This window comes from Paracoccus sp. NIOT.M2S5SZ12 (assembly GCF_057748165.1).
Genome location: NZ_JBYLFR010000004.1, coordinates 23949 through 39282, shown reverse-complemented (window position 1 = coordinate 39282; position 15334 = coordinate 23949). Strand labels below are relative to the sequence as shown.

General features: G+C 72.7%; 15 protein-coding genes and 1 riboswitch. Of the genes, 11 read left to right on the top strand and 4 right to left on the bottom strand.

Annotated features, from left to right (window positions below; genetic code table 11):
- Window positions 1–94 precede the first annotated feature (94 nt).
- The 3 genes from AC2SGK_RS04975 to cobO form a co-directional block, all read right to left on the bottom strand.
- Window positions 95–1468 (bottom strand): alpha,alpha-trehalose-phosphate synthase (UDP-forming), encoded by a 1374-nt coding sequence (locus AC2SGK_RS04975; protein ID WP_488322487.1) that lies wholly within the window; start codon window positions 1466–1468, stop codon window positions 95–97.
- Between the two features lie 12 nt (window positions 1469–1480).
- Window positions 1481–2203 (bottom strand): trehalose-phosphatase, encoded by a 723-nt coding sequence (gene otsB, locus AC2SGK_RS04970; RefSeq protein ID WP_488322486.1) that lies wholly within the window; start codon window positions 2201–2203, stop codon window positions 1481–1483.
- Between the two features lie 100 nt (window positions 2204–2303).
- Window positions 2304–2933: a cob(I)yrinic acid a,c-diamide adenosyltransferase gene (cobO, locus tag AC2SGK_RS04965; protein WP_488322485.1), complete on the bottom strand. Its 630-nt coding sequence runs from the start codon at window positions 2931–2933 to the stop codon at window positions 2304–2306.
- Between the two features lie 39 nt (window positions 2934–2972).
- Window positions 2973–3186: riboswitch (cobalamin riboswitch) on the top strand.
- Window positions 3187–3285: 99 nt separating this feature from the next.
- Here cobO and AC2SGK_RS04960 point away from each other — a divergent pair.
- From AC2SGK_RS04960 to cobJ, 7 genes are read left to right on the top strand one after another with little or no spacing between them, the layout of a single operon-like run.
- The gene (locus AC2SGK_RS04960) at window positions 3286–3651 is read left to right on the top strand and encodes a DUF1636 family protein (RefSeq protein WP_488322484.1); all 366 of its coding nucleotides are present in this window, start codon (window positions 3286–3288) and stop codon (window positions 3649–3651) included.
- Between the two features lie 2 nt (window positions 3652–3653).
- Complete coding sequence (gene cobW, locus AC2SGK_RS04955; protein WP_488322483.1) at window positions 3654–4697, top strand: cobalamin biosynthesis protein CobW; 1044 nt, start codon at window positions 3654–3656, stop codon at window positions 4695–4697.
- The gene (gene cobN / locus AC2SGK_RS04950) at window positions 4697–7855 is read left to right on the top strand and encodes a cobaltochelatase subunit CobN (RefSeq protein ID WP_488322482.1); all 3159 of its coding nucleotides are present in this window, start codon (window positions 4697–4699) and stop codon (window positions 7853–7855) included. Before cobW ends, cobN begins: the two co-directional genes overlap by 1 nt.
- Window positions 7852–8940: a precorrin-3B synthase gene (cobG, locus tag AC2SGK_RS04945; RefSeq protein ID WP_488322481.1), complete on the top strand. Its 1089-nt coding sequence runs from the start codon at window positions 7852–7854 to the stop codon at window positions 8938–8940. The genes cobN and cobG overlap by 4 nt, the downstream gene beginning before the upstream one ends.
- Window positions 8940–9569: a precorrin-8X methylmutase gene (locus tag AC2SGK_RS04940; RefSeq protein WP_488322480.1), complete on the top strand. Its 630-nt coding sequence runs from the start codon at window positions 8940–8942 to the stop codon at window positions 9567–9569. Before cobG ends, AC2SGK_RS04940 begins: the two co-directional genes overlap by 1 nt.
- Window positions 9569–10306, top strand: coding sequence for a precorrin-2 C(20)-methyltransferase (cobI, locus tag AC2SGK_RS04935; protein ID WP_488322479.1), 738 nt, complete (start codon window positions 9569–9571; stop codon window positions 10304–10306). Before AC2SGK_RS04940 ends, cobI begins: the two co-directional genes overlap by 1 nt.
- The gene (gene cobJ / locus AC2SGK_RS04930) at window positions 10303–11031 is read left to right on the top strand and encodes a precorrin-3B C(17)-methyltransferase (protein WP_488322478.1); all 729 of its coding nucleotides are present in this window, start codon (window positions 10303–10305) and stop codon (window positions 11029–11031) included. The genes cobI and cobJ overlap by 4 nt, the downstream gene beginning before the upstream one ends.
- Here cobJ and AC2SGK_RS04925 read toward each other — a convergent pair.
- On the bottom strand, window positions 11007–11744 hold the full coding sequence (locus AC2SGK_RS04925; protein ID WP_488322477.1) for a cobalt-precorrin-6A reductase: 738 nt from the start codon (window positions 11742–11744) through the stop codon (window positions 11007–11009). The genes cobJ and AC2SGK_RS04925 overlap by 25 nt on opposite strands.
- On the opposite strand from AC2SGK_RS04925, the gene cbiE reads away from it, so the two are divergent.
- The 4 genes from cbiE to AC2SGK_RS04905 are packed head-to-tail and all read left to right on the top strand — an operon-like array spanning window position 11743 to window position 15327.
- The gene (cbiE, locus tag AC2SGK_RS04920; protein WP_488322476.1) at window positions 11743–12939 is read left to right on the top strand and encodes a precorrin-6y C5,15-methyltransferase (decarboxylating) subunit CbiE; all 1197 of its coding nucleotides are present in this window, start codon (window positions 11743–11745) and stop codon (window positions 12937–12939) included. The two genes, AC2SGK_RS04925 and cbiE, sit on opposite strands and share 2 nt — an antisense overlap.
- Window positions 12921–13244, top strand: coding sequence for a cobalamin biosynthesis protein (locus tag AC2SGK_RS04915; RefSeq protein ID WP_488322475.1), 324 nt, complete (start codon window positions 12921–12923; stop codon window positions 13242–13244). The genes cbiE and AC2SGK_RS04915 overlap by 19 nt, the downstream gene beginning before the upstream one ends.
- Entirely contained in the window at window positions 13241–14008 is a 768-nt protein-coding gene (cobM, locus tag AC2SGK_RS04910) for a precorrin-4 C(11)-methyltransferase (protein WP_488322474.1), read from the top strand. The genes AC2SGK_RS04915 and cobM overlap by 4 nt, the downstream gene beginning before the upstream one ends.
- A complete protein-coding gene (locus tag AC2SGK_RS04905) occupies window positions 14005–15327 on the top strand; it encodes a cobyrinic acid a,c-diamide synthase CobB (RefSeq protein WP_488322473.1) in 1323 nt (440 codons plus the stop codon). The genes cobM and AC2SGK_RS04905 overlap by 4 nt, the downstream gene beginning before the upstream one ends.
- The last annotated feature ends 7 nt before the right edge of the window (window positions 15328–15334 follow it).

Here is a 15334-nt window from a genome sequence, read left to right as displayed (position 1 = left end):
ACGGCGATGCGGTGCGGGTGCCGGGGCGGAACGGGCGATGCCCGCTTTGCAGGCAGATCCGGCACCCCCTGCCCGCGGGACGGGCGGCAATGCGTCACTCCGGTGATTCGCCCTCGCCTGTCAGCGCGTCCAGATAGGTGCGCGACCACCAAGCGACGTCCTGCGTCACCACCCCTTCCAGCAGGGCTGCGTGCCGCGCGCGGCGTTCGGGTTGCGACATGCGCATGGCCTGCGCCATCGCGACCGCCAGGTCGTTGGGGTCGTGCGGGTTGATGATCAGCGCCTGCTCCATCGTCTCGGCCGCGCCGGCAAAGCGCGACAGGATCAGCACGCCCGGATCGTCGGGGTCCTGGGCCGCGACGAATTCCTTGGCCACCAGGTTCATCCCGTCGGCCAGCGGCGTGACCAGGCCGATGCGCGCCTGACGATACAGCCCGGCCAGGACCGTGCGCGGGAAGGGCCGGTGGATGAAGCGGATCGGCGTCCAGTTCAGCGTCGCGAACTGGCCATTGATGCGCCCGGCCAGATGCTCGGTCTCCTCGCGGATGGCCTGATAGGCCTCGACCGCGCCGCGGGTGGGTGGCGCGATCTGCAGGAAGCTGATCTTCTCGTGCAGGTCGGGGATCTTCTCCAGCAGCAGCTGATAGGCGCGGAACCGCTGCGGGATGCCCTTGGAATAGTCCAGCCGGTCCACCCCGATCATCATGCGCGCGCCGGTCAGCATGCGCATGCGGTCGCTGTCGGGAGCCTCGGCCGCCTCCTCCATGAAGGACCGGGCATCGATGCCGATGGGAAAGACCCGGCAGCGCACGTCGCGTCCCGACAGCCGGTACCGGTCGGGACCCGTCTGCTCTCCATCGGCCAGCTGGCGCGCGCTTTCCGCGAAGGCGCCCAGATCGCGTTCCGCCTGAAAGCCCAGCAGGTCGTAATGCGACAGCCAGTCGAACAGCTGCGCGGGGTTCGGCAGGGCGGCGCAATCGGCGGGTCCCGGAAAGGGGATGTGCAGGAAATGCCCGATCGGGTTCCGCACCCCCAAGGCGCGCAGTTCGGCCGCCAGCGGGAACAGGTGGTAATCCTGCACCCAGATCCGGTCTTCGGGGCGCAGATGCGGGACGATCATCCGCGCGATCATCGCGTTCACGCCCGCATAGCCGTCCAGGTATTCCGGCCGGATCAGCATCAGGTTGGGCCGCCCATGGCACAGCGGCCAGAGGATCGAGTTCGCATAGCCGAGGTAGTATTCCTCGTGCTGCTGCGGCGTCAGGTCGAAGGACATCCGCGCGAAGGCCGCGCCGGGATGGTCCTGCAGCTCGGGGGCCGGATCGTCGGTCACCTGCCCCGAGAACCCGATCCACAGGCCGTCCGATCCGCTCAGCGCGTCCTGCAGCGCGACGACCAGCCCGCCCGACGGGTCGTCACCCAGAGGCAGGCGGTTCGACACGACGATCAGGCGGGATTGGGCAGGCATCGGGGGCAGTCCTCAGGTCAGGTGGGCGTCCAGCCAGGCGGCCAGGGCGGCCGGGTCGGGCAGGCGGTGGGCGGCGGCGGTCGGCCCGTCGCCGATCTTGATGGCAAAGCCGCCGCGGGACTGGGCCTCGGCCATGGCGGGTTCGTCGGTGGTGTCGTCGCCCGCGAAGACGGGGATGCGGCCCGCGAAGGGCGGCAGGCCCATCAGATGCGCCATGGCGCTGTCCTTGCCAACGCCGGCGGGGCGCAGCTCCAGCGCCATCTTGGCGGGTTGCAGCATCAGATGCGGATGCGCGCGGGCCAGATCGTCCATCACCGCCTCGACATAGCCGCGCAGGTCGGGCGCGTCGCGATAATGCAGCGCGACGCCGTGCGGCTTTTCCTCGACCAGAAGGCCGGGATGGGAGGCGGCGCGGTCATGGGCGGCGGCATGCAGCGCGGCTACATCGAAGGCCGCGCCGTGCAGCAGCGCGATCCGCCCGGGCGACAGCGACAGCTCGGAGCCGTGGCTGCCCGCGATGATGCCTTCGAACCCGCCCAGATGGCTGCGCAGGTCCGCCACGTCGCGCCCCGAGATCAGCGCCAGCGCGCCCCCCTGCCGCCGCGTCAGCGCCGCCAGCCGGTCGCGCAGGGCCTGCGTCACCACCACGGCATCCGGTCTGGGGGCGATCTCGACCAGGCAGCCGTCGAAATCCAGGAACAGGGCGGCGTCGGGCGGCAGATGCGGCAGGGTCATGCGGCGGCGTCTCTCCATGATGGATGTCGCAACACAACCCTCGGATGCCGCACCGGTTCACGGGAACGCGAGTTTTTTCCCGCGCGCCCGCGATCCGGGATCAGAACTCGACGCCGGCCTGGGCCTTGATGCCGGCGCGGAACGGATGCTTGACCTGGGTCATCTCGGTCACCAGGTCGGCCGCCTCGACCAGCGCCTCGGGGGCGCCGCGGCCGGTCAGGACGACATGGGTCATGGGCGGCTTCTCGGCCTCCAGGAAGGCCAGCACCTGCGCCACGTCCAGATAGCCGTAACGGAAGGCGATGTTGATCTCGTCCAGCAGGACCATGCGGATGGCCGGGTCGCGGATCAGTACCTGCGCGCGCGCCCAGCCCGCCTCGGCGGCGGCGATGTCGCGGGCCTTGTCCTGCGTCTCCCAGGTGAAGCCCTCGCCCATGGCGTGGAACTGGCACAGATCGGCGAAATGCGTGGTCAGCAGGCGCCGTTCGCCGGTGTCCCACGCGCCCTTGATGAACTGCACCACCGCGCAGGGCATGCCATGGGCGACGCAGCGCATGATCATCCCGAAGCCCGAGGACGACTTGCCCTTGCCCGGCCCGGTATGGACGATGATCAGGCCCTTCTCTCCGGTCCGGGTCTGCATCATGCGGTCGCGCGCGGCCTTCTTGCGGGCCATCTTCTGGGCGTGGCGGGCCAGATCCTCGGCGGCGATCGGGTCGGTCTGCGTCATCGGGTCGCTCCTGGCGGTTGACAAAGGGCGGGCGCGGGGGTTGGTTGGGTGCGTGTTGGTTCCTGTCTATGACAGGCGAAGAGGGAATGCGACAAGGTCCGCCGAATGCCGGGCCCCAAGCGCAGCCGCCCCCGCGACCGTGACCGGAAAGGTCGCCCGATCCACTGGCCCCGCGGGGTCGGGAAGGTGGGACGACCATTGGGGAGACCCTGAATCCGCAAGCCGGGAGACCTGCCAGCACCGATGATGACGGGCGGACGGGGTGTTTCGCGACCGGCAGGTGATGGCCGGATGCCCCGTGCCGTCCCCTTTCGGATGCCCCATGCCGCCGCAACGGAGGGAAGGGGCCGCGATGCGCGCCGTTCTGCATGTCTGCACCACCTGCCGGGGGACCGATCCCGCCGCGGACCCGGATGCGCCGCGCCCGGGCGCGCTGCTTCATGCGCGGCTGAGCGGTGCCGCGCCGCAGGGCGTGGAGGTGCGCCCCGTCGAATGCCTGTCGGCCTGTTCGCAGGGCTGCGCCGTGGCGCTGTCGGCGCCGGGCTGCTGGTCCTATGTCTATGGCCGCCTGACCCCCGCCGACGCCGCCGAGATCATCGAGGGCGCCCGCGCCTATGCCGCCAGCGGCGACGGCGTCGTGCCATGGCGCGAACGCCCCGCCATCTTCCGCAAGCAGAGCCTTGCCCGCATCCCCCCGCATACCCTGTCGCAGGAGTGACCATGACCGACCTTGTTAAGACCCCCGTCACCGTGATCACCGGCTTTCTGGGCTCGGGCAAGACGACCCTGGTGCGCCATCTGATGGCCAATCCGCAGGGGCTGCGCCTGGCGGTGATCGTGAACGAGTTCGGCACGATGGGCGTCGACGGCGAGATCCTGAAGGGCTGCGCCGACGCATCCTGCCCGGCCGAGAACATCGTCGAGCTGTCGAACGGCTGCATCTGCTGCACCGTGGCCGACGACTTCATCCCCACGCTGGAGGCGCTGATGGCGCTGCCGCAAAAGCCCGATCACATCCTGATTGAGACCTCCGGGCTGGCACTGCCGAAACCGCTGCTGAAGGCCTTCGACTGGCCCGCGATCCGCTCGCGCATCACGGTCGATGGCGTGATCGCCCTGACCGATGCCGAGGCGGTGGCGGCGGGCCGCTTCGCCCCCGACGTGGCCGCGGTGGACGCGCAGCGCGCCGCCGACCCGTCTCTGGACCACGAGACGCCCCTGTCCGAGGTCTTCGAGGATCAGATCGCCTGCGCCGACGTGATCCTGCTGACCAAGGCCGATCTGGCCGGGCCGCAGGGCGTCGCCGCCGCCCGCGCCGCGATCGAGGCCGAGTTGCCCCGCCCCCTGCCCATCCTGACCGTGACCGAGGGCGCGGTCGATCCGCGCCTGGTCCTGGGCCTGGGCAAGGCCGCCGAGGACGACCTGGACGGCCGCCCCAGCCATCACGACGGCGCCGACGACCACGAGCATGAGGATTTCGACACCGTCGTGATCGAGCTGCCCGAGATCACCGACCCGGCCGACCTCTCCGCCCGCATCGCCCGTCTGGCCGCCGAGCAGAACGTCCTGCGCGTCAAGGGCCATGTCGCCGTCGCGGGCAAGCCCATGCGCCTTCTGGTGCAGGCCGTGGGCGCGCGGGTGCGACACCAGTACGACCGCCCCTGGGGCCAGACCCCGCGTCGGTCGCGCCTGGTGGTGATCGCGGAGCATGACGACGTGAACCCCGACGCGATCCGCGCCGTGCTGGAGGGTGTGCCCGCCTGATGCATGTCATCTTCCGCGAACAGGTCGGGCTGGAGCAGGCCGACACCCCCTATGATCCCGGTCAGACGCCCGGCGATCTGGTGGTCCTGTCCTTTTCGGACAGCGACCTGGGGGCCTTTGCGGAGGGCTGGCGGCGCGCGGCGGGGGGGCTGCCGCCCACGCGGCTCTGCAACCTGGTGGCGCTGCGGCACCCGGTCTCGGTCGACACCTATGTCGAGAACACGCTCTCGGGCGCGCGCGGCATCCTGATCCGGCTGATCGGAGGAGAGGCCTATTGGCCCTACGGGCTGGCCTCGGTGCAGGACCTGGCGCGCCGGCGGGGCATCGCGCTGGCCGTGCTGCCGGCCGACGGGCGCGACGATCCGCGGCTGGAGGAGATCTCCACCGTCCCCGCCTCGGTGCTGCGCGTCCTGCGGCGGCATTGCGATCAGGGCGGCGCGGTGGCGGCGCAGGCGGCGCTGGCGCAGATGGCCGTTGCATCGGGCCTGCACGCGGCGCCCGTGCCGGGTGCCAAGACGCTGCCCGCGATGGGGTTCTACGACCCCGACCGGGGCCTCGTCGATCCATGCCCCGCACAGGCCGTGGTCACCTTCTATCGCAGCTGGCTGGCGGCGGCGGATGTGGCGCCCATCGACGCGCTGATCCGGGCCCTGCGCGATCGCGGCATTACTGCGATGGGCGTCTTCGTGCCGTCGCTGAAGGCGCCGGGGCTGGCGGACTGGCTGACGGCTGCCCTGCCGGACGGGCCGGAGCTGGTCGTGAACGCGACCGGCTTTTCCGGGGGCGGCGTGCCCTTCTGCGGCTGGTCCTGCCCGGTGTTCCAAGTGGCCCTGTCCACCAACCGCCGCCGCGACTGGCTGGCGGCCGAACGCGGCCTGTCGCCGTCGGACCTGGCGATGACCGTCGTCCTGCCCGAGGTGGACGGGCGCATCTTCGCAGGCCTCATCAGCTTCAAGGCGGTCAGCCCGCGCGACCCGGACCTGCAATATGCGCGCTTCGTGCATCGCCCGGATGCGGGGCTTCTGGCGCAGGCGGTGGACCGGATCGTCGCCTGGCGCGGACCCGCGCGCCGCGTGGCGATGGTGCTGTCCACCTATCCGGGCCGCGACTGGCAAGAGGCCCATGCCGTGGGGCTGGACGCGCCCGCCTCCGCGCAGGCGGTGGGGGCGATGCTGGGCGCGGACCTGCCCGCGCTGCCCAACGGCACCGTCGCCTGGCCGCTGGACGAATACCGCGCGGCCCTGGCCCGCCTGCCGCAGGCGCTGCGGGACGATCTGCACGCGGCCTGGGGGCCGCCCGAGACCGATCCCGATTGCCGGGACGGCGCGTTCCATCTGCGCGCCAGCCTGCACGGGCCGGTGATCCTGGCGCTGCAACCCGAGCGCAGTCACCGCGCGGGGCGCGAGGACAGCTATCACGACCTGACCCGCGTGCCGCGCCACGGCTATGTGGCCTTCTATCTGTGGCTGGCGCGGCAGGGCGCGCGGGCGCTGATCCACATGGGGGCGCATGGCACGCTGGAATGGCTGCCGGGCAAGGCGGTGGCGCTGTCGGGCGACTGCTGGCCGCAGGCGCTGCTGGGCGCGATGCCGGTGATCTATCCCTTCATCGTCAACGATCCGGGAGAGGCCGCGCAGGCGAAACGCCGCATCGGGGCGGTGACGCTCGGCCATATGCCGCCGCCCATGCGCGACGCCGCCCTGCCCCCCGGCATGGCCGGGCTGGAGCGCAGCTTGGACGAATATTCCACCGCCGACGGGCTGGACCCCGCGCGCCGCGACCGCCTGATCGCCGCAATCCGGGACGAGGCCCGCGCCCTGGGCGTCGAGGCCGATCTGGGCATCCCGCCCGACGCCAGCGCGGCCGAGGCGATCACCCGCATCGACCGCTTCGTCTGCGACATCAAGGAAAGCCAGTACGGAGAGGGGCTGCATGTCTGGGGCAGCGGCGCCTGTGGCCAGGCCGAGCGCGACGGGCTGATGGCGGCGCTGGCCGGGCGGTTCGTGCCGCCGGGACCGTCCGGATCGCCCAACCGGGGGCGGTCGGATGTGATGCCCACGGGGCGCAACCTCTACAGCGTGGACCCGCGCGCGGTGCCCACGCCTTCTGCCCATGCGCAGGGGGTGAAGCTCGCCGAGGAGCTGCTGCGCCGCCACCTGCAGGATCATGGCGACTGGCCGCGCGGGCTGGTCGTGGACCTCTGGGGCAGCGCGACCATGCGCACCGCCGGAGAGGAATTCGCCATGGCCCTGCATCTAGCCGGGCTGAAGCCGGTCTGGGATGCCGGGTCGGGCCGCGTCTCGGGGGTCGAGGTGGTGCCGCTGGCTCTGCTGGGCCGTCCGCGCATCGACGTGACGCTGCGGGTCTCGGGCCTCTTCCGCGACGTCTTCCCGGTGCTGGCGCAGCTGTTCCAGACCGGGGCCGCGACGCTGGCTGCGCGGGACGAAGCGGCGGATCAGAACCCCTATGCCGGGGGCGCGCGGGTCTTTGGCCCGCAGCCGGGGCAATACGGGCTGGGCATGGGCACCGCGCCCACGGAATTCACCGATGCCACACGGCAGGCGGCGGGCGAGGCTTGGATCGCCGCCTCCAGCTGGGCCATCGGCGCGGATGGCGCCAGCCAGGAGGACCGCGCCGCGCTGGAGGCCCGGCTGACCCGCGCCGATAGTTTCGTCCACGCGCAGGACCTGCCCGAGACCGACCTGCTGCTGGCCGCCGATTATGCCGCGCATGAGGGGGGGTTCGCCGCCGCCATGGCGCGGATCGGGGCGGATGCGCCCGCGCTTTACCATCTGGACGCCACGCAACCCGACCGCCCCCGCGCCCGGACCCTGACCGAGGAGATCGCCCGCACCACCCGCGCCCGCGCCGCCGATCCGGCCTGGGCCGATGCGATGACGCGCCACGGCTATCGCGGCGCGGCCGAGATCGCGGCGACGCTGGATCACATGGCGGCCTTCGCGCATCTGGCGGGGGCGGTGCCCGCGCATCTCTTCGACCTCTACCACGACGCGACCTTGGGCCGCCCCGAGATCGTGGCCTTCATGCAGGACGCGAATCCCGCCGCCCTGGCCGCGATGCGCGACCTGTTCCAGCGGCTGCACGATGCCGGCCTGTGGGTCACGCGGCGCAATTCGATCATGGCAGGGCTGTCATGATCCGCGGCTGGTGCCCCGGCGCGCTGCGGCCGATGGAGTCCGGCGACGGGTGGGTGGTACGCATCCGCCCCCCCGGCGGGCGGCTGGACGCGGCCCAGGCCCAGGCCATTGCCGATGCCGCCCGGACCCATGGCAACGGCGTGATCGAACTGACCGGCCGCGCCAACCTGCAGCTGCGCGGGGTGACGCCCGCGACCCATGCGCCGCTGATCGCGGCGCTGCGCCCGCATGGGCTGATCGACCCCGACATCGCCACCGAGACGCGCCGCAACATCCTGGTCACGCCCTTCGCGGATGCCGCCGCCGATGCGCTGGCCGCCGATCTGGCAGCGGCGCTGGCGGCCAGTGACCTGGCCCTGCCCGCCAAGTTCGGCTTTGCGGTCGACACCGGCCCGGCGCCCGTGCTGACCCGAGACCCCGCCGACATACGCATTGAGGCAGGCCCGACGCTCCGCGCCGACGGCATGGACCGCGCCGCGCCCTATCGCGGACCGCAGGATGCGCTGGCACTGGCCGGCTGGTTCCTGGATCAGGGCGGCGCGCCCGACGGGCGGGGCCGCATGGCCGGGCTGACCGCGCGGCTGCGGCCCCCCGGCGCCACCCTGCCCGCCCCCCGACCTGCCGCGCCGCCGCAGCCGGGGCCGCATGCGCAAGGCCTGCTGGTCGCGCTGGAATTCGGCCAGATCACCCCCGACACGCTGCGCCGCCTTGGGCGCCTGGCACCGCTGCGCCTGACGCCGTGGCGGATGCTGCTGGTCGAGGGGGTGCGCCACCTGCCCGCGCTGAAGGGGCTGATCCCGGACCCCCGCGATCCGCGCATCCGCCTGCGCACCTGCCCCGGCGCGCCCGCCTGCCCGCAGGGGCGTGCCGCGACGCGCCCCCTGGCGCGGGCGCTGGCGCCGCTGATCCCGGCGGATGCGGTGCTGCATGTCAGCGGCTGCGCCAAGGGCTGCGGCTGGCCGCGTGCCGCCGACCTCACCCTGACCGCGACGCCCGAAGGGTTCGACCTGATCCGCCATGGCCGCGCCCATGACCCCGCCGCCCTGCGCGGCCTGCACCCCGACCAACTGCCAAAGGTTCTGTGATGCCCCATGACTACGAAAGGGACGGCGCCGCCATCTATCGCCAGTCCTTCACCACCATCCGGGCCGAGGCCGATCTGGCGCGTTTCGACGCGGACGAGGAACCCGTCGTCGTCCGCATGATCCATGCCGCGGGCCTGGTGGGGCTGGAACGCGACGTGGCCTTCACCCCCGGCATGGCGACCGCCGCCCGCGCCGCGCTGGCCGCCGGTGCGCCGATCCTCTGCGATGCGCATATGGTCAGCGAGGGCGTGACCCGTTCGCGCCTGCCCGCGCACAATGCCGTGATCTGCACCCTGCGCGACCCGCGCGTGCCGGACATGGCGGCGGGCATGGGCAACACCCGCAGCGCCGCAGCACTTGAGCTGTGGCGGCCGCATCTGGCGGGGGCGGTCGTGGCCATCGGCAATGCGCCCACCGCGCTGTTTCACCTGCTGAACATGCTGGAGGACCCCGCCTGCCCCCGCCCCGCCGCGATCATCGGCTGCCCCGTGGGCTTCGTCGGCGCGGCGGAGTCAAAGGACGCGCTGATGGCCGCGCCGCCCGCGCCGTCGGTCGTGGTGCGCGGCAGGCTGGGCGGGTCGGCCATCACCGTCGCCGCGATCAACGCGCTGGCCAGCCGGAGGGAATGATGGGACGCATCATCTGCGCGGGTCTGGGGCCGGGCGATCCGGACCTGATCTCGGTCCGGGCCGACAGGGCGGTGCGCGCCGCGCGCCACGTTGCCTATTTCCGCAAACCCGGCCGCCCCGGTCAGGCGCGGCGCATCGTGCAGGGGATGCTGACCGCCGATGCGGTCGAATATCCGATGGAATACCCGGTCACAACCGAGATCCCCTTCGATCACCCCGATTACAACGACGCGCTGGCGGGGTTCTATGACCTCTGGGCCGCGCGCCTGGGGCAGCTGGCCCAGACCGAGGATGTGGTGGTGCTGTGCGAGGGCGATCCGTTCCTCTATGGCAGCTTCATGCATCTGCAGGTGCGCCTGCAGGGACTGGCCCAGGTCGAGGTGATCCCCGGCATTCCCGGCATGGTCGGCTGCTGGAACGCGGTGGGCCAGCCCATGACCTGGGGCGACGACGTGCTGACCGTGCTGATGGGCACCCTGCCCGAGGCGGACCTGATTCGCCACATGCAGGGCAGCGACGCGCTGGTGGTGATGAAGACGGGCCGCAACCTGCCCAAGCTGCGCCGCGCGCTGGCGGCATCCGGGCGTCTGGCCGACGCCTGGCTGATCGAACGCGGCACCATGCCCGGCCAGCGCATCCAGGCGCTGCGCGAGGTGGCCGATGACGACTGCCCCTATTTCGCGATCCTGCTGGTCCATGGGCACGGGCGGCGCCCCATGGCGCGGGTGGCGGAATGAGCGGCTGGATCACCGTCGCGGGGCTGGGGCCGGGCTCCGATGCCATGGTCACGCCCGAGGTCATGGCCGCGCTGGATCAGGCGACGGACGTGATCGGATACATCCCCTATGTCGCCCGCGTGGCGGCGCGGCCCGGCCTGACCCTGCATGCCAGCGACAATCGAGTGGAGCTGGACCGCGCCCGCCATGCCCTGTCCCTGGCGGCACAGGGCGCGCAGGTGGTGATCGTCTCGTCGGGCGATCCGGGCGTCTTCGCCATGGCCTCCGCCCTGTTCGAGGCGTTGGAGGCCGACGGCGGCGATCCCGACATCCGCATCCTGCCAGGCATCACCGCGATGCTGGCGGCGGCGGCGCGGGCCGGCGCCCCCTTGGGCCACGATTTTTGCGCCATTAACCTGTCGGACAACCTCAAACCCATGGCGCTGATCGAACACCGCCTGCGCCATGCTGCGCGGGGCGATTTCGCGATGGCCTTCTACAACCCACGCTCGGCCAGCCGCCCCGCAGGCTTCGCCCGCGTGCTGGAGGTCCTGCGCGAGGAATGCGAACCCGAACGCCTGATGATCTTTGCCCGCGCCGTCACCACGCCGGACGAGGCGCTGCACGTGGTCACGCTGGAGGAGGCCACGCCCGACATGGCCGACATGCGCACCGTCGTGCTGGTCGGCAACCGCGCGACGCGGCGCGTGGGCCGGTGGGTCTATACCCCGCGGGGGGCCGCCTGATGCAGCCAGTCCAGCGCCTGTTCCGGCGTGGCGACCTGCGACCGGTCCGGCGCGGAGGGCCGGTCGATCAGCACGACCCGCACGCCCAGATCACGCGCCGCGTCCAACTTTGCGCTGGCCCCCGCACCGCCGCTGTTCTTGGCGACCAGATGGGTGATGCCATGCGCCTGCATCAGCGCCCGATCGCCCGCGACCGTAAAGGGGCCGCGGGCCAGAACGACCCGCGCGCCGGGCAAGGGGGGCGCACCCGGCGCATCGACCAGCCGCAACAGCCACCGATGCGGCAGGGCGGCAAAGGGCGCCAGGGTCTGCCTGCCGATGGCGAGGAACACGCCGGTCGGCGCGCAGGGCAGCGCCGCGACCGCGCCCGCGATGTCGGGGACGCGGCTCCAGCCGGGATCGACCGGCCAGGCGGGGCGGCGCAGCATCAGCATCGGCACCCCCGCCGCGCGGCAGGCGGCATCGGCATTGCGGCTGATCTGGGCGGCGAAGGGATGGGTCGCATCAATGACCGCGCCGATGTCCTGGTCCCGCAGATAGCGCGCCATGCCCTCGGCACCGCCGAAGCCGCCGATCCGCGTGGGCAGGGGCTGGGCTGCGGGCGCCTCGGTCCGGCCGGCATAGGAGAAGACCGCCGCGACACCGGCGCGGGCCAGCAGGGCGGCCAGGCGGCTGGCCTCACTCGTGCCGCCCAGCAGCAGGATGCGTCGCATGTCTGACCCCTGGCTGACGATCATCGGGATCACCGAAGATGGACCGGACGGCCTGCCCGGCGCAAGCCTGCGCGCGCTGGCGGCGGCCGAGGTGGTCTTCGGCGGCCCGCGCCACCTGGCCCTGGCGGGGGTTGGCGCGCGGGGGCGGGCCTGGCCGGTGCCCTTCGACCTGGCGCCGCTGCTGGCGCTGCGGGGGCGGCGCGTGGCGGCGCTGGTCTCGGGCGATCCCTTCTGGTGCGGCGCGGGGGGCAGCATCGCCGCCGTGCTGGAGCCCCACGAATGGCGCGCCCTGCCCGCGCCGGGGGTGCTGTCGCTGGCCGCCGCGCGGCTTGGCTGGCGGCTGGAGGACACAGTGACCCTGGGCCTGCACGCCGCGCCTTTCGCCCGGCTGCGCCCGCATCTGGCGCGCGGCTGCCGCATCATCGCGACGCTGCGCGATGGCGACGCGCCCGCCGCGCTGGCCGATTGGCTGGTCGCCGCGGGCGCCGGGGCCGCGCGGCTGACGGTGCTGGAGCGTCTTGGCGGGCCGACCGAACGGGTGCGCAGCACGCGCGCCGACGGCTTTGCCCCGACCTGCGCGGCGCCGGTGGCGGTGGCCATCGACGGGGCGGATCTGCCGCGCGGCTTCGGCCTGCCTGCGGTGCCGGGCAGGGCGGACGGGCTGTTCACCCATGACGGGCAGATCACCAAATCGCCCATCCGCGCGCTGACGCTGGCCGCGCTGGCCCCGCGCGCGGGAGAGGTGCTGTGGGATATAGGCGGCGGTTCGGGCTCGGTCGCGGTGGAATGGGCGCTGGCCGGGGGGCGCGCCGTGACGGTCGAGCCGCGCGCGGACCGCATCGCCACCATCCGCGCCAATCTCGACGCCTTCGGCCTGGGCGGGCGGATCACGGTGATCGAAGGGGCGGCGCCCGAGGCGCTGCCCTCCGACACGCCCGATGCGGTCTTTGTCGGCGGCGGCGCGTCACAGGGACTGCTGGAGGCGCTGTGGGCACGCCTGCCCCCCGGCGCGCGGCTGGTCGCCAATGCCGTGACGCTGGAGACGGAATCGCTGCTGACCCGCTGGCACGCGGATCACGGCGGCCGCCTGCTGCGCATCGACATCGCCGAGGCAATCCCCTTAGGCCGGATGCGCGGCTGGACCCCCGCCCGCCCGATCGTGCAATGGAGCGTCACATGCGCATCGCCGGAATAGGCTGTCGCCCCGGCACATCCCTACCCGCCCTGCTGGCCGCGCTGGAGGCCGCGGGCGGTGCCGAGGCACTGGCCACCATCCCCGAACGCGCGGCCGAGCTGCGCCCGCTGGCCGATGCGCGCAGCCTGCCCCTGCATCTGGTCGGGGTTGCGGGCATCGCCACGCCCACGCAATCCGCCCGCATCCTGGCCGCCTTTGGCACCGGATCGGTGGCCGAGGCCGCCGCTATCGGGGCGGGCGGCCGCCTGACCCATCCGCGCCGGACCTTCGGTCCCGTCACCATCGCCATCGCAGAGGTTCCATGACCGTCCATTTCATCGGCGCAGGCCCCGGCGCGCCCGACCTGATCACGCTCCGCGGCCGCGACCTGATCGCGGCCTGCCCTGTCTGCCTCTACGCCGGGTCGTTGGTGCCTGCCGCGCTGCTGGCCCATTGCCCTCCCGGTGCGCGGATCGTGAACACCGCGCCCCTGTCGCTGGACCAGATCATGGAGGAGATCGCCACCGCCCATGCGGCGGGCCAGGACGTGGCGCGGCTGCATTCGGGCGATCTGTCGGTCTGGTCCGCGATGGGGGAACAGATCCGCCGGTTGCGGACGCTGGACATCCCCTTCGACGTGACGCCGGGCGTGCCGTCATTCGCCGCCGCCGCCGCCGCGCTGCAGGCCGAGCTGACCCTGCCGGGCCTTGCGCAATCCGTGGTGCTGACCCGCACGCCGGGCCGCGCCTCGACCATGCCCGAGGGCGAGACGCTGGCGGCCTTTGCGGCGACCGGGGCGACGCTGGCCATCCACCTGTCGATCCACGCGCTGGAGCAGGTGGTGGCCGATCTGACCCCGCATTACGGCCCCGATTGCCCGGTGGCCATCGTCTGGCGGGCCAGCTGGCCGGACCAGCGGGTGATCCGCGCGACCCTGGCCACCGTGGACGCGCAGGGCATCGACCGCACCGCGCTGATCCTGGTCGGCCCCGCGCTGGCGGGCGAGGGGTTCGAGGACAGCCGTCTCTACGCCGCCGATTACGACCGCCGCTATCGCCCCGTGGGCGACGCGCCGAGGTTCCCGGAATGACGCGCCCCTTGACGCCGGGCCTGATGATCTCGGCCCCCGCATCGGGGACGGGCAAGACGATGCTGATGCTGGGCCTGCTGACCGCTTTGCGCAGGCGGGGGCTCACGGTGCAGCCCTTCAAGTCGGGGCCGGATTACATCGATCCGGGGTTCCACCTGGCGGCTTCGGGGCGGGCCAGCTTCAATCTGGATGCCTGGGCGATGGAGCCGGGGCGGCTGATCGCCCATGCGACCGGCCAGCCGCCCGCCGACCTGGTCCTGGCCGAGGGGTCGATGGGCCTGTTCGACGGGGTGGCGACGAAGGGGGAAACCGGCATCGGCTCCAGCGCCGAGATCGCGCAGATGATGGGCTGGCCGGTGGTGCTGATCCTGGATGTGGGCGGGCAGGCGCAATCGGCGGCGGCGACCGCGCGGGGCTTTGCCACGCTGCGCCCCGATCTGCCCTTCGCGGGGGTGGTGCTGAACCGCGTGGCCTCGCCACGCCATGACCGGCTGATCCGCGAGGGGATGGATCAGGCGGGCATCCGCGTGCTGGGCAGCCTGCCGCGTCAGGGCAACATTACCCTGCCGGAACGCCACCTGGGCCTGATCCAGGCCGAGGAGACGGCGGGCCTGCAGGCCATCCTGGACCATGCGGGCGATTTCATCGCGGCGCATTGCGACCTGGAGGCGATCATCGCCGCCGCCGCCCATCGCGCCCTGCCCGAGGCCCCCGCGCCGCGTCCGCTGACGCCCCCCGGCGGGCGGATCGCGCTGGCCCGCGACGCGGCCTTCAGCTTCGTCTATCCGCATGTGCTGGAGGCGTGGCGGCGCGCCGGGGCCACGATCCTGCCCTTCTCGCCGCTGGCGGATGAGGGGCCGGATGACAGTGCCGACTGCTGCTGGCTGCCGGGCGGATATCCGGAGCTGCACGCGCCCCGGCTGGCCGCCTGCGACGGCCTCCGCGCGGCCATGCACCGCTTTGCGGCGACGCGTCCGGTGCATGGGGAATGCGGGGGATACATGGCGCTTGGGGCGGGGCTGGTGGATGCCGATGGGGTGCGCCACCCGATGTTGGGGCTGCTGGGCCTTGAGACCAGCTATGCCAAGCGGCGGATGCATCTGGGATACCGCCGCGCCGAGCCGCTGACCGCCCTGCCAGGCCTGGGCCGGGTGGCGCTGCGCGGGCATGAGTTCCACTATGCCCGGGTCCTGTCCCAGCCCGATGCGCCCCTGGCCCGCGTCACCGATGCGACCGGCGCCGAGGTCCCCGAGACCGGCAGCTGCCGCGGCCTGGTCACCGGCACCTTCTTTCACCTGATCGCGCCTGCGTCGGCTTGACGCGGGC